This window comes from Serratia sp. CY55921, from assembly GCF_052167655.1.
GTDB lineage: Bacteria > Pseudomonadota > Gammaproteobacteria > Enterobacterales > Enterobacteriaceae > Serratia > Serratia ureilytica.
This window is the reverse complement of sequence record NZ_JBJNMU010000001.1, coordinates 2,192,044-2,218,104: the sequence shown is the minus strand read 5'-3', so window position 1 is coordinate 2,218,104 and position 26,061 is coordinate 2,192,044. Positions and strand designations below refer to the sequence as shown.

The following is a 26,061-nucleotide window of genomic DNA, read 5'->3' as shown; positions in this document are numbered from 1 at the left end:
GGTTGATATGTTGCACATTGAGCCTTATCGCGACGCTGACCGCCTGCAAACGGCGGCGTTGATCTACGCCGCGTTCTGCGACAAATTCCAGCGCGCGCGCCGTCTGAGCGCCCGCCTTCAGTGGCGTCTGTTCTATCGGCTGTGGCGTTGGCGGCAAAGCGGCAGCCGGGAGCGCAGCTTCGTGGTGAAACAGGATGAACAGGTGGTGGCGGCCTTTGCCCTGAATGCCATCGATGGCGAGAACCGCGCTGGGCCACGTCCGCACGCCTTGCCGATTTGGCGGCTGTGTCGCCGCTATGGCTGGCTGAACGTTTGGCGTATGTATCTGCAAATTGCGGTGTTGCAGCACACCCCGGCGGCCGATGAGCTGTATCTTTCCTACCTGGCGGTGGCCGAGAGTCAGCGCGGCAAAGGCGTGGGCAGGCGACTGCTGCAGTGGATGAACGACTACGCCGCCGAACAAGGCGCAGGCCGGCGCCTGAGCCTGCACGTCAGCCGGCGCAACGTCGATGCGCAGCGTCTGTATCAGCGCTGCGGTTTTCAGGTGCGGCGCGAAGAACATTACGCCTCGCTGGGCTTGCTGTTCGGCCAGGCCGATTGGGTGTTGATGGAGAAACGCAGCGGGGAGGCGACGTGCGCAGAATAGGGCTGTGTCTCGTGGCGCTGCTCTTGCCGGTGCTCGGCTGGGTGATTTACGTCAACGACTTTCGCTTTGTCACCGAACCGGTCGTGGTGACCGCCGGTGGCAATCGGCTGACCGGCACGCTGGTGCTGCCGGAGCATGCGCCGGTGAAGCCCGGCGTCGTGGTGTTCGTGCACGGCGATGGGCCGGCCAACGCCAGCCGCGACGAAGGCTATTACGGCATTTGGGAGACGATGGCGCAGCAGGGCTATGCGGTTTTATCCTTCGATAAGCCGGGCGTGGGCGGCTCCGGCGGCAACTGGCTGCATCAGACCATGGCGGATCGCGCGCGGGAAACGGTCGATATCATCGACTGGGCCCGGCGGGACGGGCGCTTCGATGCGCGCTGCGTGGGGCTGTGGGGCACCAGTCAGGCGGGGTGGGTGATGCCGGAGGTGGCGCGTTTGCGCCCCGACATCGCGTTTACGCTGGCGGTGGCGCCGGCGATCAACTGGCTGCGGCAGGGGCGCTACAACACCCGGGCGGCGATGGCGGCGGCAGGGGACGATGAAGCGTCGATCGCTGCGCGCGAGGCGCACTGGCGCCACATCCAAACGCTGCTCGAACAGCCGGACGGCTACGAACAGTACCGCCGTGAGTCTGGCGCCGCCGCTGCATTGAGCGCCGACCGCTGGCGCTTTATTCGCGCCAACATGGCCAGCGACGCGACGGCGGGATTGCGGCATTTCGCCACGCCGGTGCACCTGATCCTGGGCGGGCGCGACGTCAACGTGGACGCGGACGAAACCGAGCGCGTGTATCGGCAAACGATCCCGGCCTCGCTGCTGACGGTGACGCGCATCGACGAGGCCGATCATGTGATGGTCAAGCCGCTGTTCGCGCGCCATCCGTGGCTGATCAACGTGGTGGGCCTGTTTGCCCCGCGCTCGGTGCAATACGACGCCTACCGGCAGGACGTGGCGGCCTTCCTGGCCGCTCAGCCCTGCGGGCGCGGGCGCTAACCTCAGATCGCCGCGGGCGGCGCCTGCTCGTCATGCGGCTGCGGCGCGCGGGAAATCTGCATCGCCTGCTGCGGCATGCCGATGCCGGCCCGATCGAAATGGATTTTCACCAGCCGGTCGAGGGCGTATTGCACCACCCACTGTTTCAGCGCCTGCGTGCGCACCGTCACGCGGGTGGTGAACGAACGATCGCCCAGCGCTACCACGCCGTTGAAGACCGGCTCGCCAATCAGGAAATGCTTCACCTGTTCATCCTGCTTCAACGCCGCGATGGCCTGATGCAGCACCTCATTGACCCGATCGATGTCCTCGTCGCGGCTAACGGTGTAATTGGCGCGGTATACCCCGAACTCACGCGCATAGTTGGCCAACGTGGTGATCGAAGAGTACGGCACGATGTGATAGACGCCGTAGTCGTCGCGCAGGCCGATCGAGCGGATGGTCATGCGCTCCACGGTGCCGGTGATGCCGCTGACGGTCACGTATTCGCCGGTGTTCATGCCGTTTTCAAACTGGATGAACACGCCGGTGATCACGTCTTTCACCAGCGTCTGGGCGCCGAAGCTGATGGCCAGCCCCAGCGCGCCGGCGCCCGCCAGCAGCGGCGCGATGTTCAGTCCGACCTGCGACAGCACGATCATCACGGTGATGGTGCTGATAACGATAGCCAACACGTTGCGAAACAGCGTCAGCAGCGTGCGTTCGCGCGCGCTCGGCCGCACGCCGTTGCTCAGCTCCAGCGCCAGGCGGTGCTCGATGATGCTGGCCATCAGCGTCCAGCTGAACACGGCGATCAACAGGATCAGCAGAATATGCACCAGCCCGCCGAGCGTCCGCTGGCCATTTTCGCTGCCCGCCCATTGATACAGGTTGATCAGATGCCAGGCATCGAGCAGAAACAGCGTCACTGCCAGCACCACCATCACCCGCAGTATCTTCAACCCGTTGGGGATGTAAGAGTTGATGCGCCGCTCGAGCATCGGATAGCGCAAATTGACGTCGGTCGGCAGCGAAATGCGGTGGAAAATCCAGCGGGTCAGCATGCCGGACAGCAGAGCGCCGACACCGACCACCAGCAGGCTTTTTACCGTGGCGCTCATCATAAAGCGCAGGCTGTTGCCGATGTCGAACTGGGACAGCACGAACAGCACCAGAAAATAGGCGATCGCCAGCAGGTGCCAGACATGCCCCAGCCCGCGCAGGATCACGCTGAAAAACGCCATCGACCGTTCGGCCAGCAGGTTGATCTGTTGCTGTATCGGTTTGCGGTTGTGCAGGATCAGCCAAATGGCGTATAGCGTCAGCGCCAGCATTACCACCAGGTTGACGGCGGCGGCGGCCGAATAGCTGATCTGCACCGCCACCACCGGCACCACCACCATCAGGCCATAGCCGATCAGGCCGCTGAGCCAGGCGAGGCGGGTGTTCCAATAGCGTGCGCTCCGATCGCTGAAGGGGAACGGGCGCAGATAGTCGAAGCTGGGGGCGAAAATCAGCCGCAGCACCGCCTTGAAAAATTCAATGACCGCGAAGGCGCTGAGAAACAGGGTCTGCAGCCGCAGAATGGTGGCGCTGTCGGCGTGGACGTGGCGGGCAAACAGGTTGCCTGCCGCCAGCGCCAGCAGCAGCACCAGCAGATCGATGGCGAAAGCGCCGAGAATGGCGGCGGGGCGCTTATACCACGGGCCGCGCTGCAGCCTGGCGTTGTGCCCCCAACTGCCCATGCGCTTGTACAGCGGCGCGATCAGCCGGCGGATCAGGTGGAACAGCGCAAAGGTGACCGCCACCGTCAGCAGAAAGTAGCCCAGCGCGCGGAAAAAGCCGGCGGGATTGAAAACGCGCTTCGGGCCGGAATCGATCAGCTTTTGCAGCGCGCCGAGCTTCTGGTTAAAGGTGCCGATGCCTTCCTGCGCCAGCGAGTTCAGGCTGTCGCTCAGCGTAGCGGGCGTCGATTCCTCCGGCGTTGTCGGCGCGGCGGCCGCAGCGTCGCCGGCGGTCTGTTTCAGGTGGTCGATGAGTTCCGCGCGCGCTTGGTCGTCTTGCAGCAGATCGGCCAGCGCGGCGTAGGCGGCTTTCTGCTGCTCGCTCTTGTCGGCGGGCGCAGGCGGCGCATTTTGCGCCAGCGCCGGTGGTGCGAAGACGCTCAGGGTCAACAGCAGCAGCAGGAAAAGCAGGTGTTCTCGCAGATGAGAACCTCGTCGGGAGTCTGCGTTTGGCGGCATGGTTCCTCTCTTTGGCGTTCTGTGATCGGCGGATGTCAGAGCAATACGATGAAAAACAATCAATATAGTAGGAAAGGAAACGCGATGGGGCGTGGGAGAGCGTGCGGAATGAAAGCGGCGGGCGCGTGGCGCGCCCGCCGTTAAACCGCCAGGATCAGGAAACGTGCTGCAGGAATTCCTGCAGACGCGGGCTCGGCGGATGGTTGATCAGATCGTGCGGGTTGCCGTCTTCGGCAATCCGGCCCTTGTCGATAAAGATCAGGCGCGACGCCACTTTTTCGGCAAAGCCGACTTCGTGGGTGACGATAACCATCGTCATGCCTTCCTCGGCCAGGTCTTGCATCACCTTAAGCACTTCGTGGCGCAGCTCCGGATCGAGCGCGGAGGTCGGCTCGTCGAACAGCATCATTTTCGGCTTCACCGCCAGCGCGCGCGCGATCGCCACGCGCTGCTGCTGGCCGCCCGACAGTTCGGACGGGTAGTGGTGGGCGCGCTCCGCCAGACCGACCTTGGCCAGCAGCTCGCGCGCCAGCTTTTCCGCATCGGACTTCTTCGCGCCGCGCACGCGGATCGGGCCGAAGGCGACGTTTTCCAGCGCCGTCAGGTGCGGGAACAGGTAGAACTGCTGGAATACCATGCCGGCTTCCTGGCGGATCAACCGATCGTCTACTTTCGGATCGTTGGCTTTCAGGCCATCGACGATCAGATCGCCGCTGGTCACCTCTTCCAGCTTGTTGATGCAGCGCAGCAGGGTGGATTTGCCGGAGCCGGACGGCCCGATGATCACCACCACTTCGCCTTTGTCGATCTTCAAATCGATGTTGTGCAGCACCTGGGTTTGGCCAAAATGCTTGGAGACGTTTTTAAATTCAATCACAGGATTTTCATCCTTCTTTCCAGACGACGCAGCACGAAGCTCAGCACCAGAGTAATAATCAGGTAGATAACCGCCACGGCGCTCCAGATTTCCAGCGCGCGGAAGTTACCGGCAATAATTTCCTGACCCTGACGGGTCAGCTCCGCCACGCCGATCACGATGAACAGCGAGGTATCTTTGATGCTGATGATCCACTGGTTGCCCAGCGGCGGCAGCATGCGGCGCAGCGCCAGCGGCATAATGACGTAGCGGATGGTTTCGCGGCGCGACAGGCCGAGCGCCAGCCCGGCTTCGCGGAAACCGTTATGGATAGACAGCACCGCGCCGCGGGTGATTTCCGCGATGTAGGCGCCGGAGTTGATCATGATGGTCACCACCGCCGCGGTGAACGGATCGATGCGCAAATCGGTGAACGCCATCGGCAGGGCGAAGTAGATGAACATCACCTGCACCACGATCGGCGTGCCGCGGATCACTTCGATAAACACCAACGCGATGTGGTTGGCGATCCATCCGCCGTAGGTGCGGGCAAAGCCGGCGACGAGGCCGATGATCAGGCCGCCAATCAGACCGAGGACCGAAATCCACAGGGTCATTTTGGCGCCCTCTAACAAGATAGGAATGGCGGGCCAGATGGCGCTCCAGTCGAACTGCATGATATTTCTCCCGGTGATCCCAAACGTGGGTATCAGATACAACGAAGCGCAGGGGGTTAAGCGACCCCCTGTGCTTAAGTTAATAGCGTGCCAAGTTCACCGCTTACTTAGGTTCGGTGCCGAACCACTTCTTGTAGATTTCGTTATAGGTGCCGTTCTCGCGCAGGGTTTTCAGCGCGCCGTTCACCTTCTCGCGCAGCGCATCGCTGCCTTTAGGGAAGGCGATACCATACTGCTGTGCTTCCAGCGAATCGCCGACGGTTTTGAACTTGCCGGCGCCGGCCGTCTTGATGAAGTATAAGATGTTTGGCGTGTCGTGCAGCACCGCGTCGGCGCGCTTGGTGCCCAGTTCCATATAGGCGTTGTCAATGTTCGGGAACTGACGCAGATCCTTGGTTTTGATGTGCTGCTTGGCGTAATCCACCGAGCCGGTGCCGCTCTTCACCGCCACCACTTTACCGTTCAGATCGTCGATGCCTTTCACGCTGTTGTTGTCGGCATTGACCATGACCAGCAGGCCGCTTTTGTAGTAACCGTCTGAGAAGTCGATGGCTTTCTTGCGCTCATCGGTGATGGTGATGCCGGCCAGCGCCAGATCGACGTTTTTGGTCTGCAGCGCCGGAATGATGCCGCCGAAGTCCATCGGTTTCAGGGTGTAGTCCAGCTTCAGCTCTTTGGCGACGGCGGCCCACAGGTCGATGTCGAAGCCGACGTATTTGTCGCCTTGCTTGAACTCAAAAGGAACGAAAGCGGTGTCGGTGGCGACCACCAGTTTGTCTGCTGCGTGGGAACTTACGGCAAAGGCCAGGGAGAGTGCGGCCAGGGAGACTTTAAAAATCGACTTCATGAGAGGAATTCCTGTACAGGTTGCGGATTACCCATTTTTTATATTGCAGTTGGTGCCATGAAAAAATCGTGCCATGTTTTCAACTAATATAAAAACAAAGAGTTACTGCGTGATGTTGTGCCGTGACGGCGAATAGTTATGGTTATGCACCACAATGAGGCACCGAAATGGTGCGTAAGAATTATCTTGGTGCACGGGGCTATCATTAACCAAATTTTGGCTGTGAAACAACCGTTCTTTAACGTTTTTGCTTCAATATTGATAACTAACTCTAACTTTCATGATCCATTGACGGTGCAAGCGTGGCCGCGAGAGGGGAAAAAGGGGAGCAGATAATGCTAGCGCAACTGGCTGTCTTTGCTGCCGCGCCGGTTGTACAGGCTGCTGGCCGCGTGTTTTTTGTCTTGTTCGGCCTGGCAGGCGACACAAAAACGCACCCCCTTCAGCGCCTTGCGGCGCGCCTCGGGGATCGGTTCTCCACATTCCTGGCAATAGCGCTCGCTCTCGCCATGCCCGAGCGCATCACGCGCACGCTGCACCGCATCGTCGACGGTAGAATCAATCTGATCTTGTACGGCGCCGTCCGCCGCCCAGCCGCTGGCCATCATGACCTCCTGACAAGGGAAACCTACCGTTTAATATGGGCCGTTTTTTGCACAATTCAACGGCCGCGCAAAAGAAAACAGGCCGGGCGAAGCCCAGCCTGTTCTGCCCGGCACGACGGGCGGTCTGCAACGCGCTGCGGCGTTATTCGATGTTGGATTCGATGAACCACAGGAACTTGTCCAGATCGCGCGAGGCGGCGGTGAACATGTCGGCGGTGTCTTCGTCTTCCACTTCGGTAATGGCCTTACGGATGTCATTCGCCACCGCGCCGTAGCGATCGGCCAGCGCTTTCAGGTGTTCTTGCACGCTGTGGATATTGGTCGGATAGCTTTTCAGCGGCGTGCGATCGTTCACCACCTGTACGGTGCCCAGCGCCACGCCGCCCAGCTGCACCACGCGCTCGGCGAAGGTGTCCTGGTGCTCGATGATGGCGGTGCGGAAGCCGTCCAGCATTTCATGAACCGCGATAAAGTTCGCGCCACGCATGTTCCAGTGCGCCTGTTTGGTGATCAACGAAAGATCGATGAATTGCACGACCTGATGGTTCAGCGCCTTGATGGCGGCCAGTTTGATTTTTTCGTCCAGATCGTTACGGGTATACAGCAGATCAGAAGATTTCGTTTTCACCAGTTTAGCGGTACTCATATCAGATATCCTCTTGATTAGTCGTTGTCCTATTTCATTACGGGATCAATTATAGCAGGGCTGTTTATTTTTGCCGGACGAAAATGGCTATTGCACAAATAGGGTTAGCCTACGAATAATGGGTCTGGTTGAATTTTTAATTAATGCAACACCATGAAAAATATAATTATTTATCATTTTCTGGTTTATTGTTTATGGCTGTGAAAATTTACCCTGGTTATTTTATTTTTTCGCCTGCGGGCTTCGGCTAAATATCCGCTTTGTTATCGTGGTGTTAATTTCTCATCCATTCATATTGATAGCGGTAATTGATGCCGCTACAGTAGGGCAATTATCCTCTCTCTTTATAGGCGAATAATGAAAATTAACGTCGTCGGCACCAGCGGCAGCGGTAAAAGCACCCTGGCGCGTCAACTGGCGGAACGGCTTGGCGTGCCCTATATCGAGATGGACAGGCTGTATTGGCGGCCCGAATGGCAGGGAACGCCTGATGACGCGTTCCTGGCGCGGCTTGAACAGACGCTGGCCGAAGCGGGGGATGGCTGGGTGCTGGATGGCAATTACAGCCGCACGCAGCCGAGCAAGTGGCGCGAGGTCGATTATATTCTGTGGCTGGACTACGGTTTCGGCCGCACGCTGTGGCAGGCCGTGCGCCGCGCGTGCCGACGCGCGGCCGGCAAAAGCGAGCTGTGGCCGGGCACCGGCAATCGGGAAAGCTTCCGCCGTTCTTTCTTCAGCCGCGAGTCGATCGTGCTCTGGACGATCCGCACTTACTCGAAGAACCGGCGAAAATACCTGGCGGAGATGGCTCGTCCCGACGCCGGACGCCGTTTCGTGCGCCTGCGTTCTCCCCGCCAGGCCGCCGATTTTCTACGGGCGCTGCCGCAGGTTCACAGCAGCAGACGGTGATGGATCCTCACCACCGCTTTCTTGATTTGCTGTGGCCGCTGCCACACGCAGCCGGTCTTGTGCGGCTCCATCTGGAAAAAGAGGGCGAACATGCCGTGCGTCATGTGCAGCGTTTGCGGGTGGCGTTTGATGTCCAGCAGCAGCAGATCGCTATTTTCCGCGTGGGGGTGTTCGCGATGTCCGTTGCCCGCCAGACCGTATTCGATGCGCTCTTCACCGCTGATCAGCAGATGCAGCGCAATGTATTCCTGATGCATTTCGGCGCGCTTTTCCGCCGCCGGCGCGGTGGTCAGCGTCATCACGTCCATAAAGATGTTGTCGCCGTCGATCGGGTGATGCCCCAGCGCCAGTTCTGGCAGGTCGCATCGGCGCAATTCGGTCAGGGTTGAAACCAGCGCCGGCGCGAGTCCGCGGCCGAAGCGTGGGTTGAACAGGCTGTTGTGAATCACTGTTATTCTCCATGTGAGCGAAAGTCCAAAGAGCCTGCGATACAGGCTAAGGGGAAGTATGCCGACTTGTCACGAGGAAAACAGTTAACCCGCCTGCATTCCGACGTTGCGGTCTGCAGGCGAGTCGGGTCATCAGGAAAGGCTTTCGAAGCGAGGTTTGGGGCGAATGGTGAGGGCGGAGCCCATGGAGGCGGCGATGATCGCCGCCAGCGCCAGCCATTGCACGCCGCTCAGGTGTTCGCCGAGGAACAGCATGCCGGATAACGCCGCCATCGCCGGTTCCAGGCTCATCAAGGTGCCGAAGGTGCGCGCCGGAATTTTGGGCAGCGCGATGATCTCCAGCGAATAAGGCAGCGCGGTGGAGAGGATCGCCACCGCCAGCGCTATCGGCAGAATCTCAACGTTGAACAGCACGCTGCCGGTTTGCCAGGCGCCGATCGGGCAGAACACCAACGCGGCGATCAGCGAGCCGAGCGCCACCGTGCCGGGGCCGTGATCGCCGCCGGCCTTCTGGCCGAAGATGATATAGACCGCCCAGCAGGCGCCGGCGCCGAGCGCGCAGGCGGCACCGAACGGGTCGATTCCGCCTACGCCGTGACCAAGCGGCAGCAGGAACCACAGCCCGGCGATCGCCAACGCCACCCAAAGGAAGTCAATCGGCCGCCGCGACGAGAACATGGCCACCGCCAGCGGGCCGGTAAACTCCAGCGCCACGGCGATGCCGAGCGGCACGGTGCGCAACGACAGGTAGAACAGGTAGTTCATCGCGCCGAGCGACAGGCCGTAAATCAACAGCGGCAAGCGGCTGCCGGCGGCGATGCGCATGCGCCACGGGCGGAAGATGATGAACAGAATCAGGGTGCCAATGAAAAGACGCAGCGTCGTGATGCCTTCCGCGCCCACGATCGGGAACAGGCTTTTGGCCAACGAAGCGCCGCTCTGGATCGACACCATGGCGATGATTAACAGACAAATGGGCAGCAGCGCGGAGGGCGCTCTGCCGGCAGTAGATAACGACATCCTTAACGGGCCTTTTATGCGCCGTTCCTCAGCCTTGAGAAAACGGTCGAAACGGGGATGCGAGCAGTGTAAATGAAATGGCGAAAATCTGTCTGAGAAAAGCGCGCATCGCGGTGAAATCCGCCGATCCTCGGATGAGATGTGGCGGATTTGGTCAAAAAATGCGCTTTTTCTTAAGAATTATCTGGATATTAAATAGGTGATTTTTGTCACAGAAAGTCGTAGAATACGGCCGAAAATAGAGCGAAAAGAAGAAGATACACTGTTCTTGAAATCTTCTGTTACACGATATAAAGCATTAGACACTCATTTCAAGGCAGAGTTTCACGCTAATTTTTGTTATATTTTCAAAGCATGAACAAATGGATGTACTTAATAATAAAACGCGTTTGAGGTGGTTATGAAAAAAATTGCATGTCTTTCCGCAGTAGCAGCTTGCGTATTAGCAGTTAGCGCAGGTACCGCATTCGCTGGTCAGAGCACCGTATCCGCTGGCTATGCGCAGGGTGATTTCCAAGGCGTTGCTAACAAAGCCGACGGTTTCAACCTGAAATACCGTTACGAGTTCGACAACAACCCACTGGGCGTAATCGGTTCCTTTACCCACCTGGAAAAGGACGGTTCTCAGGACGGTTTCTATAACAAAGCTCAGTACAACTCTATCTCTGCCGGTCCAGCATACCGCATCAATGACTGGGCGAGCATCTACGGTCTGGTTGGCCTGGGTTACGGTAAATTCACTACCAACGCTCAGAACGGCACTTCTCGTCACGACACCGCTGACTACGGCTTCACCTATGGCGCCGGTCTGCAGTTCAACCCAATCGAGAACGTTGCCCTGGATGTCGGTTACGAGCAGAACCGCATTCGCAGCGTTGACGTTGGCACCTGGAACGTTGGCGTAGGCTACCGCTTCTAAGTGTGTTCGTGCCTGCGGGCATGAACCTGCGGCCTTGTTTGCCGCACCCATAAAAAATCCGCCTCCGGGCGGATTTTTTTTATCTGTCATTCACCGCCGCGCCCCGTCGGCTGCGTCGAAAAGCGCGCGCTGCGGGCATCGCGCTCGTAGCCTTGCGGCTCGGTCAACAACCCGTACAGCTCGGGGCGCCGCCCGTAGATCCAGCGGCGACCGGTGCTGAGCGGGATTAGCGTCAGATCGAGCTCGGCGCTGACCATCCGGTCTTCCGCCGCCCAGGTCTCCGCCACGATCCGGCCGTAAGGATCGAGGATCATCGCGTTGCCGGTGCGTATTTCATCGTCATCTCGGCCCACGCCGTTGCTGAACAGCAAGAACAGCCCGTTGTCGTGAGCGCGCGACGGCAGCCAGCGCATCAGCCAGCCGCGGCCGTGTTCGCCGCGAAAGGCGGCTTCTATCGCCTGCGGATCTTCCACGCGCCGCTGCCACAGCGCCTGCGGGATCGGCTTCATGCCGTGCGGGCTGCGCGAATGGGTGCCGCCGGTCTGGTGCGGGGCGATCAGCACGTCCGCGCCCAGCAGCGCCGTTGCGCGCACATTCTCCACCAGATTATTGTCCCAGCAGATCAATACGCCCACGCGTACGCCCCAGGGGGTATCGAACACCGTATAGCGGTCGCCGCTGGCGATAGCCGGGTGCTCGAAGGCGTGCAGTTTGCGGTGCACATGCAGTTCGCCGTCCGGCAGACAAACGGCATAGGCGTTGTAACACCGGCCGTCATCGCCCAGCTCGATCAGCCCGACGCCAATCGCCATGTTGTAACGCTCAGCCAGCGGGCGAATGCGCGCCAGCGAAGGGCTGCTCACGATCGGCTCCGCCAGCGCCCGCACTTCGGCGTCGGACAGATGGCGCACGTGCCAATAGCCGGTGACGCACATTTCCGGGAATGCCAGCAGTTGTATCTGTTGTTCGGCCGCTTCCGCGATAAAGCGTTCCATGGTCGACAGGTTGTAATTCTTGTCATTGGCATGATGCTGGAATTGCACCGTGGCGGCGCGTAATGAGGTGGTCATGGGATCTCTCCGGTTGGGGTCTGCATTGATTACAGCAGGCGAATTGATTACTGTATAATCAATTAAATTCCTTATTTGATAACCTAATGGAATGGATATAAAACAACTGCGCGCCCTGGTGGCGCTGGCGGAGCAGGGCAACTATCGGCAGGCGGCGAGCCTGCTGTGCATCAGCCAACCGGCGCTGAGCAAGCAAATTCAGGCGCTGGAAGCCCAGCTTGACGTTCGGCTGTTCGAGCGCGGCCGACAAGGGGCGGTGCTCACTGCCGGCGGGCGGCGGCTTTACCCGGAGGCGCAGGCGCTAGTGGAGCAGTATCAGCAGTTTCAGCGGCGCGCGCGGCGGGTGGCGCTCGGGGAAGCGGGGCGGCTGGCGCTGGGGTTTGGCCTGTCCAGTTTTCATCTGGCGCCGCAGCTGGTGGCCGCCTTTCGCCAACGGTTTCCCGAGGTGGCGATTGGCCTCGAAGATCTGCCGTCGGAGCGGCAGTATCAGCTGTTGCTGCAGGGAGAGTTGCAGGCGGGGTTCGTGCGCTTGCCGGTCAATACGCCGCTGTGCGGCGTCGCGTTGTTGAGTGATCGGTTGGTGCTGGCCGCGCCGGGCGCGCTGGCGCTGCGCGCCGACGAGCTGATGACGCGTTTCAATCAGCTGCCGCTGTTGCAATTGACCCCTAAACGCGGGCGCGGGCTGAGCGATCAGTCGCTGCGGTTTATCGCCGCTCACCGCCTGACGCCGAACGTGGTGCAGCAGGCCGGCGACATCCAGACGCTGTTGGCGTTGGTCGCCGCCGGCGTCGGCGTCGCGCTGCTGCCGCACAGCATCACACATATCGCGCCGGCCGGCATCGACATTTTACCGCTGAGCGGCGAGGAGACGGAGTGGCAGGTCGGTATCGCCTGGGATCCGCAGCGCACCGACGCGCTGCGGGACAACTTCATTCAGACGGCGTTGGCGGTGCAACGCGCTTAGGCATTCAAAGCAGGCAGTGCATCACCACGATCGGGTTTTGATGGTACTCGCTGCGGTGGCTTTCGCTGAAGCCGACCTTTTTCGCCAACGCCAGCGAAGCCTGGTTTTCAGGCGAGATGATGCAGACGGTTTTTTCCCCCGGCAGGTGCGTTTTCCCCCAGGCCAGCGCCGCCCGCAGCGCCTCGGTGGCATAGCCTTTGCCGTGCGCTGAACTCACCAGCGTCCAGCCCATCTCCGGCGCATCGAGCGCCGGGGTGATGTCGCGCAGGAAGTTAGAGAAGCCGATGCTGCCGAGGTACTCGCCGCTCTGCTTGTCACGCACCGCCCAATACCCGTATCCCAACAGCGCCCAGTGGCCAACGTAGCGCATCAGGCGCCCCCAGGAGTCTTCCCGGTCGCGTGGGGTGCCGCCGATATAGCGCACCACCAGCGGGTCGGCCCACAGCGCGGCCAGCGAGTCGAAGTCGTCCAGCGTGTGCGCGTCCAGCCGCAGGCGTTCGGTGATAAGCGTGGGCGCGGTGTTGATTACGGTCATGTTGCTGCTCCTGCACAGGATGAAAGGCGATGAAAAACAACGGCGTTCAGTATGCCAGAGAAATCACGCCGCCAGCCACAACAGCCAGGTGAACAGGAAGCCGCTCAGGCCGAGCAGGGTGGTCAACACCGTCCAGGTCTTCAGGCCATCGGCCACCGACAGCCCCAGATAGCGCGTGACGATCCAAAAACCGGAGTCGTTGACGTGCGAAAGCCCGAGCCCGCCGAAACAGGTCGCCAGGGTTACCAGCACCAGCTGCAGCTGATTCAAGCCGCTGACCGCTTCCGACAACAGGCCGCCGGTGGTCAGGATCGCCACGGTGGCGGAACCCTGCGAGGCGCGCAGCGCCAGCGAAATGATAAACGCGGCGGGCACCAGCGGCAGGCCGATGGCCGTCAGCACTTCCGCCAGCGCCTTGCCGACGCCGGACTCCACCAGCACCTTGCCGAACACGCCGCCCGCGCCGGTTACCAGGATCACCACCGCGGCGGTCGGCAGCGCGGCCCCCATCACGTCGCCGGCGTGTTGCAGGCTCCAGCCGCGGCGCAGCGCCAGGAAATAGAAGGCCAACAGCAGGGCGATCATCAGCGCCACCGCCGGCGAGCCCAGCAGCGACAGCGCGTCGCGCAGCGCCGAGCCGGCCGGCAGCAGGGTGGCGGAGACGGTGCCGAGCATGATGATGGCGATCGGGATGACGATCAGCGCCGCCACCAGGCCGGCGCCGGGCGGGTTGATGCGATCGCTGAGCGGCGCGTGATCTTCCGGACGCGGCTCCGGCGCCGCCAGCTGCAGCTGTTCCAGCACCTCTATCGATAACGGATAGGTTTTGCGGTTGAGGTAGTTGGCGGCGAAATAGCCGATAACGCCGACCGGAATACAGATCGCGAGGCCGATAATGGTTAGCCAGCCGATGTCGGCGTTGAGCAAGCCGGCGGCGGCGACCGGGCCGGGGTGCGGCGGCAGCGCGACGTGTACCGTCAACATCACGCCGGCCATCGGCAGGCCGAACTTGAGCGGCGACACTTTGGCGACCTTGGCGAAGCCATAGATAATCGGCGCCAGAATGATAAAGCCGACGTCGAAGAACACCGGAATGCCGAGAATAAACGCGGCGAGGGTCAGCGCCGCGACGGTATGTTTCGGCCCCAGACCCTGGCTGAAACGCTGCGCCAGCGACTCGGCGCCGCCCGATTGTTCGATCATGCGGCCGAGCATCGCCCCCAGACCGATGATGATGGTCACCGAGCCGAGCACGCCGCCCATTCCGGCGGTCATCACTTTCATCACTTCGCCGGTCGGAATGCCGCTGGCCAGCGCCACCAGCAAACTGACCACCAACAGCGCGACAAAGGGTTGCACCTTCGCCTTAATCACCATCAATAACAGCAGCACCACGCCGAGTACGGCAATCAGCAACAGCAGAGAGGTAGACATGAAAAAAGCCTTTCGTTGGGTAAGCGTTGGGCACCGCGATCGCCGCGTGGCGATACGGGTGCGTTTCATTGTTATAAAATCGATTTCCTGGTGTCGGCGTGCGGCTTTAGCGGTAAGGCTTCAGCCAGCCGAGCCCGGCGGCGGTGTCGCCGCGCGGGCGGTATTCGCAACCGATCCAGCCCTGATAGCCGAGCGCATCCAGCTTGTCGAACAGCCACGGGTAATTCAGTTCGCCTTCGTCGGGCTCATGACGATCCGGCACCGAGGCTATCTGGATATGCGCGTAGCGCCCGGCCAGCGTCTCCAGCAGCCCGCTGATATTGCCGTCCACCAACTGCGCGTGGAAAAAATCGAACTGGATGAACACGTTCGGTCTTTCGATCGCCGCCACCGCTTCCGCCGCCTGATGCTGACTGGCGAACAGGTAGTCGGGCTTGACCGGCGGGCTGAGCGCCTCGATCAGCACCTTGACGCCGTGCGGCGCAAAAGCGTCGGCGGCATAGCGCGCATTGGCGATAAAGGTGTCGAGATAACGCCGCCGATCCGCGCTCGCGGGCACCACGCCGGCCATCAGGTGCACGCAGGGGCAGGAAAGGGCGATGGCGTAGGCCAGCGCGCGATCGATATCGGCGCGCGCATCCCGTTCGCGGCCCGGCAGCGCCGCCAGCCCCCATTCGCCGGCGGCGGCATCGCCGGGCGCGGTGTTGAACAGCACCTGTTGCAGGCCGTGTTCGCGCAGTTTCTCGGCCAACAGATCGGCGGGATGCTCGTAAGGGAACAGGAATTCCACCGCGCTGAAGCCCTGTGCGGCAGCGGCGGCAAAGCGATCGAGGAACGGCACCTCGGTAAACATCATCGACAAATTGGCGGCAAATTTAGGCATGGTTCAGCTCCGTAATTCGGCAATTTCATCAGCGGTCAAATAGCGGATCGGACGATCGCCGAGGGTGAAGATCAGCCGCGCCGCATCTTCCATCTCTTCGGTATTGTCCGCCGCCGCTCGCAGGTCTTTACCCGTCACCACCGGCCCGTGGTTGGCCAGCAAAAAGGCGCGGTGGGTCGGCGCCAGGCGGGCCAGATCCTGCGCCAGCCTTTCGTCGCCGGGCCGGTAGTAAGGCACCACCGGCACCTTGCCGACGCGCATCACCACATAGGGGGTGAACGGTTTGATGGCGTTGTCGGCGTCCAGCCCCTGCAGGCAAGAGAGCGCCGTGAGGTAGGTGCAATGCAAGTGCACGACCGCTTTGCATTCCGGGTTGTTCAGATAGAGCGCCCGATGAAAGCTGATCTCTTTCGACGGTTTGTCGCCGGAGAGCCAGTCGCCGTTCAGGCTCACTTTAGACAGGCGATCGGCCTGCAACTCGCCGAGACAGGAGCCGGTCGGCGTTGCCAGCAGCGCGCCGTCCGGCAGCATCAGCGAGAGGTTGCCGGCGGAGCCGGTGGCGTAGCCGCGTTGGAAAAACGAGGCACCCAGGCGCACCATCTCTTCACGCGCCTGCTGTTCAATCGTCATGCTCATACCGGGAACTCCGTTTGCGCGCGCGCGAAGAAGGCTTCATCGCCAAAATTACCCGATTTCAGCGCCAGGGAAATGGCCCGATCGCTGGCGCGCACCCAGGGAACGCCGGGGGAAATGCTGGGGCCGATATGGAAGCCGCGAATGCCCAGCGCCTGCGTCACCACGCCGGAGGTTTCGCCGCCGGCGACGATAAAGCGGCTGAATCCCAACTGGCGCAGTTGCACCACCAGCTCGGCGAACAAGGCTTCCACCGCCTCGCTGGCGGCGGCGCCATGCCGTTGTTGCGTTTGCTGCAGCGACTCCGGCGATGCAGTGGCGTAGATCAGCGGGGCAAGCGTTTCTCCGGCATGGCGCTGCGCCCAGTGCGCCAACTCGACGGCGTAGGCGGCGCGCGTCTGGGGATCGAAGCAACGGTCGATATCGATGGCCTGCGCCGCCGCGCGTTCGCGATAGTGCGCCACCTGCCGGTTAGTCATGACGGAGCAGGAGCCAGACAGCACCGCCGCCTTTTCCCCCTGCGGCGCGCCGGCCGCCTCTGCCGAACGTTCGCCGTTCTGCGCCCATTGCCGCGCCAGGCCGATCGCCAGGCCCGAACCGCCGGTCACCAGCTTCATCGTTTTCAACGCTTCGCCCTGGGTAAGCAGATGCCGTTCGTTGAGCGTGTCCAGCACCGCGTAGCGCACGCCTTCCTGCGCCAATTGCTGCAGCTTCTCGCTGACTGCCTCGGTGCCGCGATCCATTTCCGCCGCCATCACCAGCCCACAGCGTCCGGCGGCCTGGGATTCCATCAGGCGAAGCAGGTTGCTGTCGGTCATCGGCGTGACTGGGTGATGACGCATGCCGGACTCAGACAGCAGCTGTTCCCCGACGAACAGGTAGCCCTGATAGACCGTGCGGCCGTTTACCGGCAGCGCCGGGGAAACAACCGTGAAATTTTCCCCCAGCGCGGCGAGCAGGGCGTCGGTCACCGGGCCGATATTGCCCTGTGCGGTGCTGTCGAAGGTGGAGCAGTATTTGAAGTAGAACTGGCGGCAGCCCTGTTTTTGCAGCCAGGCCAGCGCTTGCAATGCCTGTTCGATCGCCTGCTCTGCCGGGCAGGAGCGCGATTTCAGGCTGATGACGACCGCCTGAGCGTCGACCGGCGTTTCGTCCTGCGGCACGCCGTTCAACTGCACCGTCGGCAGGCCGTTTTGCACCAGAAAGCTGGCGATGTCGGTCGCGCCGGTAAAATCATCCGCGATTACGCCGAGCTGCATCAGAGCGTCTCCTTTTTCTGCGGCAGATCGATGCCGGCAAAGATTTTGATTACCGCGCTGTCATCTTCTTTACCGTAGCCGGCGTTGCTGGCGGCGGTAAACATGGTGAAGGCGGTGGAGGCCAGCGGCAGCGGGAAATGCAGCGCCTTGGCGGTATCCGCCACCAGCCCCAGATCCTTGACGAAGATATCCACCGCCGATTTGGGCGTATAGTCGCCGTCGACCACGTGGCGCATGCGATTTTCGAACATCCAGGAGTTGCCGGCGGCGTGGGTGACGACGTCATACATGACGTCCAGCGGGATGTTGGCGCGAGCGGCCAGCGCCATGGCTTCCGCCCCGGCGGCGATGTGCACCCCAGCCAACAGCTGGTGGATGATTTTTACCGTCGCGCCCAGGCCGATGGTTTCGCCGATGCGGTAAACCTTGCCGGCGATGGCGTCCAGCACGGGTTGCAGGCGCGCGAAGGTGGCGTCGGCGCCGGCGGCCATCACCGTCATTTGGCCTTCTTCCGCCTTGGCCGCCCCGCCGGAAACCGGCGCGTCCAGCATCGCCAGGCCGTAGTCCAGCAGCCGTTGCTCGATCTGTTTGGCGTCATCGGCGGAAATGGTCGAAGACACCATCACCGCCGTGCCCGGCTTGAGCTGCGGCGCCAGGCCTTGCTCGCCGAACAGGATTTGCTTCACCTGCGCGGCGTTTACCACCAGCAGCAACACGGCGTCCAGCTCGGCGGCGAAGTCGCGCGCGCTGGGGGCCGTTTGTTTCGCGCCGGCCTGTTGCAGCGCCGCCAGCGCCTGCGGATTGAGATCGGCGCCGTAGGTGGTCAATCCGGCGCGGAGGCATGAACGCGCGGCGCCCATGCCCATCGCCCCCAGCCCGATGACGCAAACGGCATAATTCCCTGGGTGTGTCATACTGCACTCCTGTTAATTTTAGTGATAATTTGTTTTGTTGTGTTAAATGTAAGCGCTTGTCGGTCGATTATCCGCGATCGTTATCACAATAATTAACAATGCGTGAAACGGATTTTTCGTGCGATTTCTGGCCTAAATCAACATTACTATTATGTTTTTAAATAAGTTTATGTTTGGCTGGCCTAACTGCGCTGGCCGTCACGCTGCGAGAAATAAGGGCTATCGGCGAACGAAAATTGACGTAAAATCACAATTATTATCACCGCAGCAACGAGAGGGAACCGTGATACCTGTAGAACGCCATCAACAAATTCTTGCGCTGGTATCCGAACGCGGCGTCGTCAGTATCGCCGAGCTGACCGAACGGCTGGGGGTGTCGCATATGACGATCCGCCGTGACGTGCAAAAGCTGGAAGAGCAGGGGGCGGTGCAGTCGGTCTCGGGCGGTGTGCAGGCGCCGGAACGGGTGGCGAGCGAACCTTCTCACCAGACCAAAGAGGGGATGTTCGGCCGGCAGAAAATCGCCATCGGTCGGCTGGCGGCGCGGCAAATTCCCGCCAATAGCTGTATCTATCTGGATGCTGGCACCACCACGCTGGCGCTGGCGAAACAGATCGGAGAACGTGACGATTTGACGGTGGTGACCAACGACTTTGTCATCGCCGGGTTTCTGATAGAGCATAGCCAGTGCCGAATCATCCACACCGGCGGCACCGTGTGCCGGGAAAACCGCTCCTGCGTCGGCGAGGCGGCGGCGCAGGCGCTGCGCGGTCTGTTTATCGATCTGGCGTTCATCTCCGCCTCTTCGTGGAGCATGCGCGGCCTGTCGACGCCGAACGAAGATAAGGTGATGGTGAAGAAGGCCATCGTCGAGGCCAGCCGCCGCCGCATTCTGCTCAGCGATACGTCCAAATACGGCAAAGTCGCCACCTATCTGGCGCTGCCGATCGCCGCCTTTGACGCCATCATTACCGATGAGGGGTTGCCCGCCGCCGCGCGGGAGGCCATTGAGCAAGCGGGGATTGCATTGCTGACGGCGGAAAAAGAAGAAGAAGAATAAGAACGAACCGGAATCAGGATGAAAGTTCGGTATCGATGCTACGTGCGGGCGGTTCACTGGCTTCAACGCCGCCGCGTTCACGCCATTCGCGGCGCCTTTGTTCAGCCCATTCTTCGTGGAAGGCTTGCATCTCTTTTTGGTGCCGTTCCTTCATGCTCATAGGGGTTGGGTGGGATTCTGCCGTTAACAGGCGGGATTTCGATGACATATAATCCGTCCTCAATAAGCGCTTGGTTGTACAAATAATGTACGCGATGCGCGTGTTTTTTCAAGAGCGAGTCATAAATTCTGGCTAACGCTGGCCTGAGCGGTACGCTGAAAACTAATCTTGCTTGGTATTGCGTCACAAAAGTGACGATCGCCAGGCCGATGCCATTAATGAAGAGTTGTTCTCGTTCATACCGGGTGTAAGCCATCCTGGTATAGGTATCAAATAAGGATCTCGTTACTTCGGCGCGATTTTCCAATGCTCTTACATCGTACAGTTCCATGACGTAAGCATTGTCCAATACTTCCGAGGCAGGATAAGCCCCAATAAGCCATTGACGCATCCTTAACGTCGCTTTTTTAAAATCAAGGTAATACGCAGCAACGCTGCTGGCTTTTTTATAAACCGTTATTCGATACCTATACTCCGTGACAGGCCGTGCATTGATCTCCCTCACATCAATATCCATGATAAAATCCTTTTTACTATTATTTTTCCTATAGTTATCCCCTTTGTGACGAACAGATTATTAACCGCGGCGGAGACGATCCTCCAGCCGCCGATGAAGGTTGTGCGCAGCGCCGCGCAAAACTAAATGCCGCTGAACCAGTTGTAGCCCTGATCTTCCCAATACCCGCCCGGATTGACGTCGCTGACGAAGATGGCGGCGACATGTTTGGCGTTTTTGAACCCCAGCTTGGTCGGCACGCGCAGCCGCAGCGGGTAGCCGTAGTCCGCCGGCAACGCCTTGCCGCCGAAATCCAGCGCCAGGATGGTCTGCGGGTGCAGCGCGGTGGCCATGTCGAGGCTGGCGTAGTAACGATCGGCGCATTTGAAGCCGACGTAACCGGCATTCAGATCCGCGCCGACGTGCTGCAGAAAGGTGCGCAGCGGCACGCCGCCCCATTGGCCAATGGCGCTCCAGCCCTCAATGCAGATCAGACGCGTGATCTGGCTTTGCTGTGGCAGCCGCTGCAGCTGTTCCAGCGTCCAGGGCGCTTTTTTCTCCACTTTCCCCGCGACCTCAAGCCGGTAGCCGGCGAGATCGATCTCGGGGACGTTGTATTCCGGGTAAAATGCGTTAAAGGGGAAAGGGTGAGTGATCTGGTCCGGCCGGTAAGTTTGCGCCAACCGCTGGCCGCTGAACAGCCAGGCCTGCACCCGGTCGTTCCAGCGCGACATGGCCCACAGCACCTTATCCACCCGATCGCCGTCTTGCAGATTACACCCGGTCAGCATGGCGATGCCGCCCAGCGTCAGCCCGGAGCGCAACATCAGCCGGCGTTGCAGATTGACCAGCTGCTTTTTTTGGTCCGGTTCCAGCGTCGGCGCGGTTGCCCGCTGTTTTTTCTCATTCATGTTTGCCACCCGTTATCATCGCCCACAGGGTTTTAGGCACGACAGCCACCATAAATACGTGGATCACCACAAACAGGCCGATGCCGGCCATGGCGAAGAAATGCACGTAGCGCGCGAAGTCGAAGCCGCCAAACAGCGCGACCAATCCCTGCAGCTGAACCGGTTTCCAAATCGCCAGGCCGGACAGCACCAGTAATAGGCCGAGCGCCAGTACGCCGAGGTACATCAGTTTCTGAATGGCGTTGTAGCGGCCATGCCGGTGGTGCAGGCGCAGCGTCATCGCCAGCCAGATATCCTGCCGCAGCGCGTCGGCGCGAAGCGGCAACAGATCGCGGCGAAAATGGCCGCTGAACAGGCTCCACAGCAGATAGCAGACGGCGTTGAGCGCCAATAGCCACATCACCGCCAAATGCCAACCAATCGCGCCGCCCAGCCAACCGCCCAGCGTCATCTGCGGCGGAAAGCGGAAATCGAACAGCGGCGAGGCGTTGTAGATTTCCCAACCGCTCATGAACATGCACACCATGGCGAACAGGTTGATCCAATGAGTGATTCGAACCGGCCAGCGATGCACCGGCCGCGACGCGTTGGTTTTCATGGCTTTCCTCCGGTTACATCGGCGGCACGGTGCCGTCTTTGCCGGCGGAAATGCGGGTGGCGATGCGTTCGCCCTTATCGTTGACGGCGGAGAACAGCACAATGTGCACGCCCGGTTTCAGCAGGCTCAGATCGCCCGGATCCAGCGTCACGATCGGCACGTCTTCCGGTACGACGACGGTTTTCTGCTGGTTGCCGTAGGTGACGGTCAGGGTGCGGCCGTTGGATTTCACCAGTTTACCGACGGTGCCGTTAGTCATGGTATCCACTTTGCCGTCGGCGGATTCCCAGGCCGAATGCCCTTCGCCGGTGCCGCGCAGGCTGGCGGCGAACACGTGCACTTCCAGCGCTTTGAGCGTGCCGTCCGGCTGCGGCACGGCGGCGGTGCCGATAAAGCTGTCCGGTTTGATATCGTCCAGCGTGGCTTTGGACACGCTGAGCACTTTGGTCTGATCGTTCAGCTTGACGCTGAGTGTCTCGCCCTTGCGGTCGGTCAACTGCAGATTGCCGTCGGCAACCTGCGTGATGGTGCCGCGCAGCGGCGCAATCACCTTGCCCGGCGGTTGGGCGGCGGCGGCCAATCCGCTGGAAAGCAGTAACGTGGACAACAGTAAACCGGCTATACGATGACGGGTAATCATAACGTTCTCCTGAAATGAGTTTGCCGGTTAAGCATGGTTGACCTACTGGGTCAGCGCCATGGCCGTTTGATGACATTAATGTCATCAAGTTTGTCCGCCGAAGCTGCTAGTATTTTTGCAGACGTAACGAGGTGGTGAGCATGCGAATACTGGTAGTTGAAGACGATATCGGCACAGGGGATTACCTGAAGAAAGGGCTGGGGGAAGCGGGCTACGGCGTCGATTTGGCGCGCACCGGCACCGACGGGCTGTTTCGCGCGTTGGAGCAGGACTACGATGCGATCGTGCTCGATGTGATGCTGCCGGGGCTGGACGGCTGGCAGATCATCGAGGTATTGCGCAAGAAAAGCGACGTGCCGATCCTGTTTCTCACCGCCCGTGATGGCGTGCAGGATCGCATCCACGGCCTGGAGCTGGGCGCGGACGACTATCTTATCAAGCCGTTTTCCTTTACCGAGCTGGTGCTGCGTTTACGCACCTTGCTGCGCCGCGGGCCGGCGCGCGAAGCCGATCATTACGCTATCGCCGATCTGCAGTTGGACGTGTTGCGCCGCCGGGCGGTGCGCCAGGATCAGGTGATCCCGTTGACCAATAAAGAATTCATGCTGTTGCATCTACTGGTGCGGCGCGAAGGCGAAGTGCTGTCGCGCACGCAGATCGCCTCTCAGGTGTGGGACATGAATTTCGACAGCGACACCAATGTGGTTGACGTGGCGATCAAACGCCTGCGCGCCAAAATCGACCGGCCGTTCGACGTCAAGCTGATCCACAGCGTGCGCGGCATCGGCTATGTTTGCGAGCCGCGCTCGTGAACGCCCGAGCTTCACGTCGGCCGGTGTCGCTGACGCTGCGCACCGCCACGCTGTTCGCGCTGGTGGCCGCCTGCGTGGTGAGCGGGGCAGGCTGGTATCTGTTCGGCGCGATGCGCCAGGAAATGACGCTCCGCAGCGATCTGCAGGTGACCGGGCGCGTAGAGTATTTCCGCCATTTACTGGGGCAGCGCTTTCCTTTGGCGCGCCTGACCGCCAATAACGGCCTGTTCGAAAATATGCTGGGCAATGAACAGGACGTGTTGATTTTCCAAATTCCGGGGCAAAAACCGCTCATCAATGTGAATCCGGCCAGGGTGGCCCTGCCGCCGATCGCGCCGACGCCGCCCGAACAGGCGCAGACGCTGGCCGCCGTGCGCGGCGGGGAGACGGCGCAGGGGGTGCCGCTGCGCGCGGCATCGGCGATGGTGCGTCTGGAAGACGGCAGTTTGCTGCAGATCTCCGCCGCGCACGTGATGGTCAACGAGCAGAAGATGCTGGCGCGTTACCTGTGGCGCATTGTCGCGGCGGTCATTGTGGCTTTCCTGCTGATTGCGCTGCTGGGCTATGGGGTCATGCGCCGGGGATTGAAGCCGCTATGGCGCATGGCGGCGCAGGCGTCCGAGATCGCGCCCAATACATTGTCCACTCGCCTCAGCGAACAGGGGGCGCCGAAGGAGTTGCAGCAGCTGACCCGGTCGTTCAATGCGATGCTCGATCGGTTGAATGAAGGCTATCAGCGGCTGACGCAGTTTTCCGCCGATCTGGCCCATGAGATCCGCACGCCGGTGGGCGCGTTGATGGGCCAGTGTCAGGTGGCGCTGTATCAACCCCGCAGCGTGGAGGAGTACGAAACCCTATTGTCGAACAATATGGACGAGCTGGAGCGTATTTCGCGCATGGTGGAAAACATCCTGTTTCTGGCGCGCGCCGGTGAGGCGCAGTCTGCGCTGAACTACAGTCGTCTGGAGGTGGCGGCCGAGCTGCGGCGGGTGGCGGATTATTTCGAAGGGCTGGCGGAAGAACGCGGCATCGCGCTGAGCTGCGAAGGGGAAGGAGAGCTGAAGGCGGACGCGATGTTGTTCCAGCGGGCGCTGAGCAACCTGGTGGCCAACGCGGTGCGTTATGCCGACGAAAACAGCCTGATCGTGTTGCGGGCTGAACGGCGCGCCGATGCCTGGTGGGTGCAGGTCATCAATCAGGGGCCGCCGATCGCGCCGGCGCATCTGGAAAAGCTGTTCGATCGTTTCTACCGCGCCGATCCCGCGCGCAGCGCCGGCAGCCACGCCAGCGGCCTCGGGCTGTCCATCGTGCGCGCCATCATGACGCTGCACGGCGGTGAGGTGCGCGCCGAATGTATCGAGCGCGCGCCTGTCGCCAGCCTCATTTTCAGCCTGCGGTTCCCGCTAGCGCAATAACCGATATGCCGGATTAACGCGGCGGAATGGCAAAGCGGAAGCAGGCGCCGCTTTGTGGTTGTTCGATCAGCTGAATGTCGCTGTCGTGCAGCTGCAGAATGCGCCGCACGATCATTAACCCCAGCCCGCCGGCGGGGCGTCGGGCGCCGCTCAGGACAGACGGCCGCACGAACAGATCGGCGCGCAGCGTCTGCGGAATGCCGGGGCCGCTGTCGCTGACCTGCACCATCACCTGGTCTTCCTGCCGCCACAGCCGCACGCCGATGTCGCCGCCGGGCGGCGTATGGCGAATGGCGTTGTCCAACAGGTTGGTCAGCACCCGCTCAATCATGCTGAGATCGGCGAACACCGGCGGCACGCCGGGGGCGATGTCGGCGTGCAGCCGCTGGTTGCGCGCCTCCGCCGCCAGCTCGAACTTCTGGAACACGTCCTGCAACAGCTCGCTGAGGGAGAAGGGCTCTTTCTGCGGCTTCACCACGCCATACTCTAATCGAGCCAGCTCGAACAGCTCCTGCGCCAGCTTGCCCACCTTGCGGCTTTGCGCCAGCGCGATCTCCAGATAGCGCCGCCGATCGGCGTCGCTCAGGGTGGCGGCCTTGACCGACAGCGTTTCCAGATAGCCGTGCAGCGAGGTGAGCGGGGTGCGCAGATCGTGCGAGACGTTGGCGATGAATTCGCGCCGCAGCCGATCCTGCTGCGCCAGCGTTTGCCACTGTTCGGCGAGGCGCTGCGCCATGCGGTGGAAGGCCTGTTGCAGCTGGCTCACCTCGTCGCGCCCGGCCGGCACCGCCGGCAGCGCCGCGTAGGCCTGCACCGCCTCAATGCCGCCGCTGTCCAGCGCATTGACCTGACGGGTCAGGCGCCGGATGGGGCGAGTGACCCAGTAGAACGCGAAACCGCCGGCCAGCAGGCTGAACAGCACCATCACCCCGGAGGTCCACAGCGCCATCCTGGCCGCCGAGTTGAACTGGGCGTTGCTGGCCAGCGCCGTGTACTCTTCACCGAGCAAGACCACATACAGATAGCCCTCGACCCTGCCGTCGACCTTCAGCGGCGCAACGCTGAACACCTTGCGCCCGTCCGCGCTGCGCGGATCGTCGCCGTACACCGGCATCTGCGCGCCATCGAGCAGCGCCTGCAGCGGCGCCAGCGCGACCCGCTGCCGCTTCAGATGCCCGGCCGGCGCGGCGTTGCCGATGATTGCGCCCTGGTTGTCGAGCAGATAAACCTCAACGCTGGGGTTCACTGCCATCAGCTGATCGAACAGGGTATGCACCGCCTGTGGATCCGGCCCGTTCACCCCCAGCAGCGGATTGCTGTCGGCGATATGCTGCGCCAGGTTGCCGGACAGGCGCTGTATCACCGCCTGGCTGTACTGGGTATTGCTGCGCACCTGCATCCAGCCGGAAAAGGCGCAGCCGATGACGATCAGCAGCGCGAAGATAATCGTGAGGCGTTGCGCTAACGTAAGGTTTTTCATGGC

At 61.2% G+C, this 26,061-nt stretch carries 28 protein-coding genes; 8 read left to right on the top strand and 20 right to left on the bottom strand.

Features of this window, described 5'->3' with window-relative positions; translation table 11 throughout:
• Positions 1-7 precede the first annotated feature (7 nt).
• Positions 8-646 carry a GNAT family N-acetyltransferase gene (locus ACJ8M3_RS10700; protein WP_089196783.1) on the top strand — a complete coding sequence of 213 codons (639 nt, stop codon included), beginning with the start codon at positions 8-10 and terminating at the stop codon, positions 644-646.
• The gene (locus tag ACJ8M3_RS10695) at positions 634-1,644 is read left to right on the top strand and encodes an alpha/beta hydrolase family protein (RefSeq protein ID WP_089196784.1); all 1,011 of its coding nucleotides are present in this window, start codon (positions 634-636) and stop codon (positions 1,642-1,644) included. The genes ACJ8M3_RS10700 and ACJ8M3_RS10695 overlap by 13 nt, the downstream gene beginning before the upstream one ends.
• Positions 1,645-1,646: 2 nt before the next feature.
• Here ACJ8M3_RS10695 and ybiO read toward each other — a convergent pair whose 3' ends face one another.
• From ybiO to dps, 6 genes are all read right to left on the bottom strand, one after another.
• Positions 1,647-3,866 carry a mechanosensitive channel protein gene (gene ybiO, locus ACJ8M3_RS10690; RefSeq protein ID WP_089196785.1) on the bottom strand — a complete coding sequence of 740 codons (2,220 nt, stop codon included), beginning with the start codon at positions 3,864-3,866 and terminating at the stop codon, positions 1,647-1,649.
• Positions 3,867-4,020: 154 nt separating this feature from the next.
• Entirely contained in the window at positions 4,021-4,743 is a 723-nt protein-coding gene (gene glnQ / locus ACJ8M3_RS10685) for a glutamine ABC transporter ATP-binding protein GlnQ (RefSeq protein WP_004939230.1), read from the bottom strand.
• Entirely contained in the window at positions 4,740-5,399 is a 660-nt protein-coding gene (gene glnP / locus ACJ8M3_RS10680) for a glutamine ABC transporter permease GlnP (RefSeq protein WP_004939229.1), read from the bottom strand. Before glnP ends, glnQ begins: the two co-directional genes overlap by 4 nt.
• A gap of 103 nt (positions 5,400-5,502) precedes the next feature.
• Positions 5,503-6,246, bottom strand: coding sequence for a glutamine ABC transporter substrate-binding protein GlnH (glnH, locus tag ACJ8M3_RS10675; protein WP_016928516.1), 744 nt, complete (start codon positions 6,244-6,246; stop codon positions 5,503-5,505).
• A 338-nt stretch (positions 6,247-6,584) separates the two neighbouring features.
• Entirely contained in the window at positions 6,585-6,851 is a 267-nt protein-coding gene (locus ACJ8M3_RS10670) for a DksA/TraR family C4-type zinc finger protein (protein ID WP_033650555.1), read from the bottom strand.
• A gap of 142 nt (positions 6,852-6,993) precedes the next feature.
• Positions 6,994-7,497, bottom strand: a complete 504-nt coding sequence (gene dps, locus ACJ8M3_RS10665) for a DNA starvation/stationary phase protection protein Dps (RefSeq protein WP_016928514.1) — start codon at positions 7,495-7,497, stop codon at positions 6,994-6,996.
• Between the two features lie 357 nt (positions 7,498-7,854).
• Between dps and ACJ8M3_RS10660 the strand changes: the two genes are divergently transcribed.
• Positions 7,855-8,406, top strand: a complete 552-nt coding sequence (locus ACJ8M3_RS10660; RefSeq protein WP_046686676.1) for a shikimate kinase — start codon at positions 7,855-7,857, stop codon at positions 8,404-8,406.
• Here ACJ8M3_RS10660 and nanQ read toward each other — a convergent pair.
• Both nanQ and rhtA read right to left on the bottom strand, forming a co-directional pair.
• A complete protein-coding gene (nanQ, locus tag ACJ8M3_RS10655) occupies positions 8,388-8,855 on the bottom strand; it encodes an N-acetylneuraminate anomerase (RefSeq protein WP_033650557.1) in 468 nt (155 codons plus the stop codon). The two genes, ACJ8M3_RS10660 and nanQ, sit on opposite strands and share 19 nt — an antisense overlap.
• 132 nt (positions 8,856-8,987) lie before the next feature.
• Positions 8,988-9,875: a threonine/homoserine exporter RhtA gene (gene rhtA, locus ACJ8M3_RS10650; protein ID WP_046686677.1), complete on the bottom strand. Its 888-nt coding sequence runs from the start codon at positions 9,873-9,875 to the stop codon at positions 8,988-8,990.
• A 400-nt stretch (positions 9,876-10,275) separates the two neighbouring features.
• On the opposite strand from rhtA, the gene ompX reads away from it, so the two are divergent.
• Entirely contained in the window at positions 10,276-10,794 is a 519-nt protein-coding gene (ompX, locus tag ACJ8M3_RS10645; protein WP_019454480.1) for an outer membrane protein OmpX, read from the top strand.
• Between the two features lie 86 nt (positions 10,795-10,880).
• Here ompX and ACJ8M3_RS10640 read toward each other — a convergent pair whose 3' ends face one another.
• The gene (locus tag ACJ8M3_RS10640; protein WP_089196786.1) at positions 10,881-11,864 is read right to left on the bottom strand and encodes a nitrilase family protein; all 984 of its coding nucleotides are present in this window, start codon (positions 11,862-11,864) and stop codon (positions 10,881-10,883) included.
• Between the two features lie 91 nt (positions 11,865-11,955).
• Between ACJ8M3_RS10640 and ACJ8M3_RS10635 the strand changes: the two genes are divergently transcribed.
• Positions 11,956-12,828, top strand: coding sequence for a LysR family transcriptional regulator (locus tag ACJ8M3_RS10635; RefSeq protein ID WP_047572167.1), 873 nt, complete (start codon positions 11,956-11,958; stop codon positions 12,826-12,828).
• A 4-nt stretch (positions 12,829-12,832) separates the two neighbouring features.
• Here the strand turns inward: ACJ8M3_RS10635 and ACJ8M3_RS10630 are convergent, their stop codons facing one another.
• From ACJ8M3_RS10630 to ltnD, 6 genes are all read right to left on the bottom strand, one after another.
• A complete protein-coding gene (locus tag ACJ8M3_RS10630; RefSeq protein WP_033642395.1) occupies positions 12,833-13,363 on the bottom strand; it encodes a GNAT family N-acetyltransferase in 531 nt (176 codons plus the stop codon).
• A gap of 63 nt (positions 13,364-13,426) precedes the next feature.
• Positions 13,427-14,797: a GntP family transporter gene (locus ACJ8M3_RS10625; protein ID WP_033642396.1), complete on the bottom strand. Its 1,371-nt coding sequence runs from the start codon at positions 14,795-14,797 to the stop codon at positions 13,427-13,429.
• A 106-nt stretch (positions 14,798-14,903) separates the two neighbouring features.
• Positions 14,904-15,680, bottom strand: a complete 777-nt coding sequence (gene otnI / locus ACJ8M3_RS10620) for a 2-oxo-tetronate isomerase (protein WP_069101075.1) — start codon at positions 15,678-15,680, stop codon at positions 14,904-14,906.
• A 3-nt stretch (positions 15,681-15,683) separates the two neighbouring features.
• Positions 15,684-16,316, bottom strand: coding sequence for a 3-oxo-tetronate 4-phosphate decarboxylase (gene otnC, locus ACJ8M3_RS10615; protein ID WP_089194452.1), 633 nt, complete (start codon positions 16,314-16,316; stop codon positions 15,684-15,686).
• Positions 16,313-17,572: a 3-oxo-tetronate kinase gene (gene otnK, locus ACJ8M3_RS10610; protein ID WP_080273378.1), complete on the bottom strand. Its 1,260-nt coding sequence runs from the start codon at positions 17,570-17,572 to the stop codon at positions 16,313-16,315. Before otnK ends, otnC begins: the two co-directional genes overlap by 4 nt.
• On the bottom strand, positions 17,572-18,486 hold the full coding sequence (ltnD, locus tag ACJ8M3_RS10605) for an L-threonate dehydrogenase (protein WP_033642399.1): 915 nt from the start codon (positions 18,484-18,486) through the stop codon (positions 17,572-17,574). The genes otnK and ltnD overlap by 1 nt, the downstream gene beginning before the upstream one ends.
• 283 nt (positions 18,487-18,769) lie before the next feature.
• On the opposite strand from ltnD, the gene ygbI reads away from it, so the two are divergent.
• Complete coding sequence (gene ygbI, locus ACJ8M3_RS10600) at positions 18,770-19,546, top strand: DNA-binding transcriptional repressor YgbI (protein ID WP_033642400.1); 777 nt, start codon at positions 18,770-18,772, stop codon at positions 19,544-19,546.
• A gap of 101 nt (positions 19,547-19,647) precedes the next feature.
• Here ygbI and ACJ8M3_RS10595 read toward each other — a convergent pair whose 3' ends face one another.
• The 4 genes from ACJ8M3_RS10595 to ACJ8M3_RS10580 form a co-directional block, all read right to left on the bottom strand.
• Entirely contained in the window at positions 19,648-20,223 is a 576-nt protein-coding gene (locus ACJ8M3_RS10595; RefSeq protein ID WP_046686681.1) for a hypothetical protein, read from the bottom strand.
• 122 nt (positions 20,224-20,345) lie between these two features.
• Positions 20,346-21,113 carry a molybdopterin-dependent oxidoreductase gene (locus tag ACJ8M3_RS10590; protein ID WP_089196787.1) on the bottom strand — a complete coding sequence of 256 codons (768 nt, stop codon included), beginning with the start codon at positions 21,111-21,113 and terminating at the stop codon, positions 20,346-20,348.
• Positions 21,106-21,711: a cytochrome b/b6 domain-containing protein gene (locus ACJ8M3_RS10585; RefSeq protein ID WP_033642403.1), complete on the bottom strand. Its 606-nt coding sequence runs from the start codon at positions 21,709-21,711 to the stop codon at positions 21,106-21,108. The genes ACJ8M3_RS10590 and ACJ8M3_RS10585 overlap by 8 nt, the downstream gene beginning before the upstream one ends.
• 13 nt (positions 21,712-21,724) lie before the next feature.
• Entirely contained in the window at positions 21,725-22,351 is a 627-nt protein-coding gene (locus ACJ8M3_RS10580; RefSeq protein ID WP_033642404.1) for a hypothetical protein, read from the bottom strand.
• Positions 22,352-22,491: 140 nt separating this feature from the next.
• Here ACJ8M3_RS10580 and ACJ8M3_RS10575 point away from each other — a divergent pair, with 140 nt between their 5' ends.
• Together ACJ8M3_RS10575 and ACJ8M3_RS10570 are read left to right on the top strand one after the other, a co-directional pair.
• Positions 22,492-23,163 (top strand): heavy metal response regulator transcription factor, encoded by a 672-nt coding sequence (locus ACJ8M3_RS10575; RefSeq protein WP_021504273.1) that lies wholly within the window; start codon positions 22,492-22,494, stop codon positions 23,161-23,163.
• Positions 23,160-24,578 (top strand): heavy metal sensor histidine kinase, encoded by a 1,419-nt coding sequence (locus ACJ8M3_RS10570; protein ID WP_033642405.1) that lies wholly within the window; start codon positions 23,160-23,162, stop codon positions 24,576-24,578. Before ACJ8M3_RS10575 ends, ACJ8M3_RS10570 begins: the two co-directional genes overlap by 4 nt.
• Positions 24,579-24,591: 13 nt before the next feature.
• On the opposite strand, the gene ACJ8M3_RS10565 is transcribed toward ACJ8M3_RS10570, so the two are convergent.
• Complete coding sequence (locus ACJ8M3_RS10565) at positions 24,592-26,058, bottom strand: sensor histidine kinase (RefSeq protein ID WP_042784003.1); 1,467 nt, start codon at positions 26,056-26,058, stop codon at positions 24,592-24,594.
• Positions 26,059-26,061 lie beyond the last annotated feature (3 nt).

What these genes read in the sequence shown, in the direction of transcription:
- glnP (WP_004939229.1), bottom strand. Translation starts at nt 5,399, where the DNA reads ATGCAGTTCGACTGGAGCGCCATCTGGCCCGCCATTCCTATCTTGTTA.
- ACJ8M3_RS10575 (WP_021504273.1), top strand. Translation starts at nt 22,492, where the DNA reads ATGCGAATACTGGTAGTTGAAGACGATATCGGCACAGGGGATTACCTG.
- ACJ8M3_RS10625 (WP_033642396.1), bottom strand. Translation starts at nt 14,797, where the DNA reads ATGTCTACCTCTCTGCTGTTGCTGATTGCCGTACTCGGCGTGGTGCTG.
- otnC (WP_089194452.1), bottom strand. Translation starts at nt 16,316, where the DNA reads ATGAGCATGACGATTGAACAGCAGGCGCGTGAAGAGATGGTGCGCCTG.
- ACJ8M3_RS10580 (WP_033642404.1), bottom strand. Translation starts at nt 22,351, where the DNA reads ATGATTACCCGTCATCGTATAGCCGGTTTACTGTTGTCCACGTTACTG.
- dps (WP_016928514.1), bottom strand. Translation starts at nt 7,497, where the DNA reads ATGAGTACCGCTAAACTGGTGAAAACGAAATCTTCTGATCTGCTGTAT.
- rhtA (WP_046686677.1), bottom strand. Translation starts at nt 9,875, where the DNA reads ATGTCGTTATCTACTGCCGGCAGAGCGCCCTCCGCGCTGCTGCCCATT.
- ACJ8M3_RS10635 (WP_047572167.1), top strand. Translation starts at nt 11,956, where the DNA reads ATGGATATAAAACAACTGCGCGCCCTGGTGGCGCTGGCGGAGCAGGGC.
- ACJ8M3_RS10670 (WP_033650555.1), bottom strand. Translation starts at nt 6,851, where the DNA reads ATGGCCAGCGGCTGGGCGGCGGACGGCGCCGTACAAGATCAGATTGAT.
- ltnD (WP_033642399.1), bottom strand. Translation starts at nt 18,486, where the DNA reads ATGACACACCCAGGGAATTATGCCGTTTGCGTCATCGGGCTGGGGGCG.
- ACJ8M3_RS10585 (WP_033642403.1), bottom strand. Translation starts at nt 21,711, where the DNA reads ATGAAAACCAACGCGTCGCGGCCGGTGCATCGCTGGCCGGTTCGAATC.
- ybiO (WP_089196785.1), bottom strand. Translation starts at nt 3,866, where the DNA reads ATGCCGCCAAACGCAGACTCCCGACGAGGTTCTCATCTGCGAGAACAC.
- ACJ8M3_RS10700 (WP_089196783.1), top strand. Translation starts at nt 8, where the DNA reads ATGTTGCACATTGAGCCTTATCGCGACGCTGACCGCCTGCAAACGGCG.
- ACJ8M3_RS10565 (WP_042784003.1), bottom strand. Translation starts at nt 26,058, where the DNA reads ATGAAAAACCTTACGTTAGCGCAACGCCTCACGATTATCTTCGCGCTG.
- otnI (WP_069101075.1), bottom strand. Translation starts at nt 15,680, where the DNA reads ATGCCTAAATTTGCCGCCAATTTGTCGATGATGTTTACCGAGGTGCCG.
- ACJ8M3_RS10660 (WP_046686676.1), top strand. Translation starts at nt 7,855, where the DNA reads ATGAAAATTAACGTCGTCGGCACCAGCGGCAGCGGTAAAAGCACCCTG.
- glnH (WP_016928516.1), bottom strand. Translation starts at nt 6,246, where the DNA reads ATGAAGTCGATTTTTAAAGTCTCCCTGGCCGCACTCTCCCTGGCCTTT.
- ompX (WP_019454480.1), top strand. Translation starts at nt 10,276, where the DNA reads ATGAAAAAAATTGCATGTCTTTCCGCAGTAGCAGCTTGCGTATTAGCA.
- ACJ8M3_RS10595 (WP_046686681.1), bottom strand. Translation starts at nt 20,223, where the DNA reads ATGGATATTGATGTGAGGGAGATCAATGCACGGCCTGTCACGGAGTAT.
- ACJ8M3_RS10630 (WP_033642395.1), bottom strand. Translation starts at nt 13,363, where the DNA reads ATGACCGTAATCAACACCGCGCCCACGCTTATCACCGAACGCCTGCGG.
- ACJ8M3_RS10590 (WP_089196787.1), bottom strand. Translation starts at nt 21,113, where the DNA reads ATGAATGAGAAAAAACAGCGGGCAACCGCGCCGACGCTGGAACCGGAC.
- otnK (WP_080273378.1), bottom strand. Translation starts at nt 17,572, where the DNA reads ATGCAGCTCGGCGTAATCGCGGATGATTTTACCGGCGCGACCGACATC.
- ACJ8M3_RS10640 (WP_089196786.1), bottom strand. Translation starts at nt 11,864, where the DNA reads ATGACCACCTCATTACGCGCCGCCACGGTGCAATTCCAGCATCATGCC.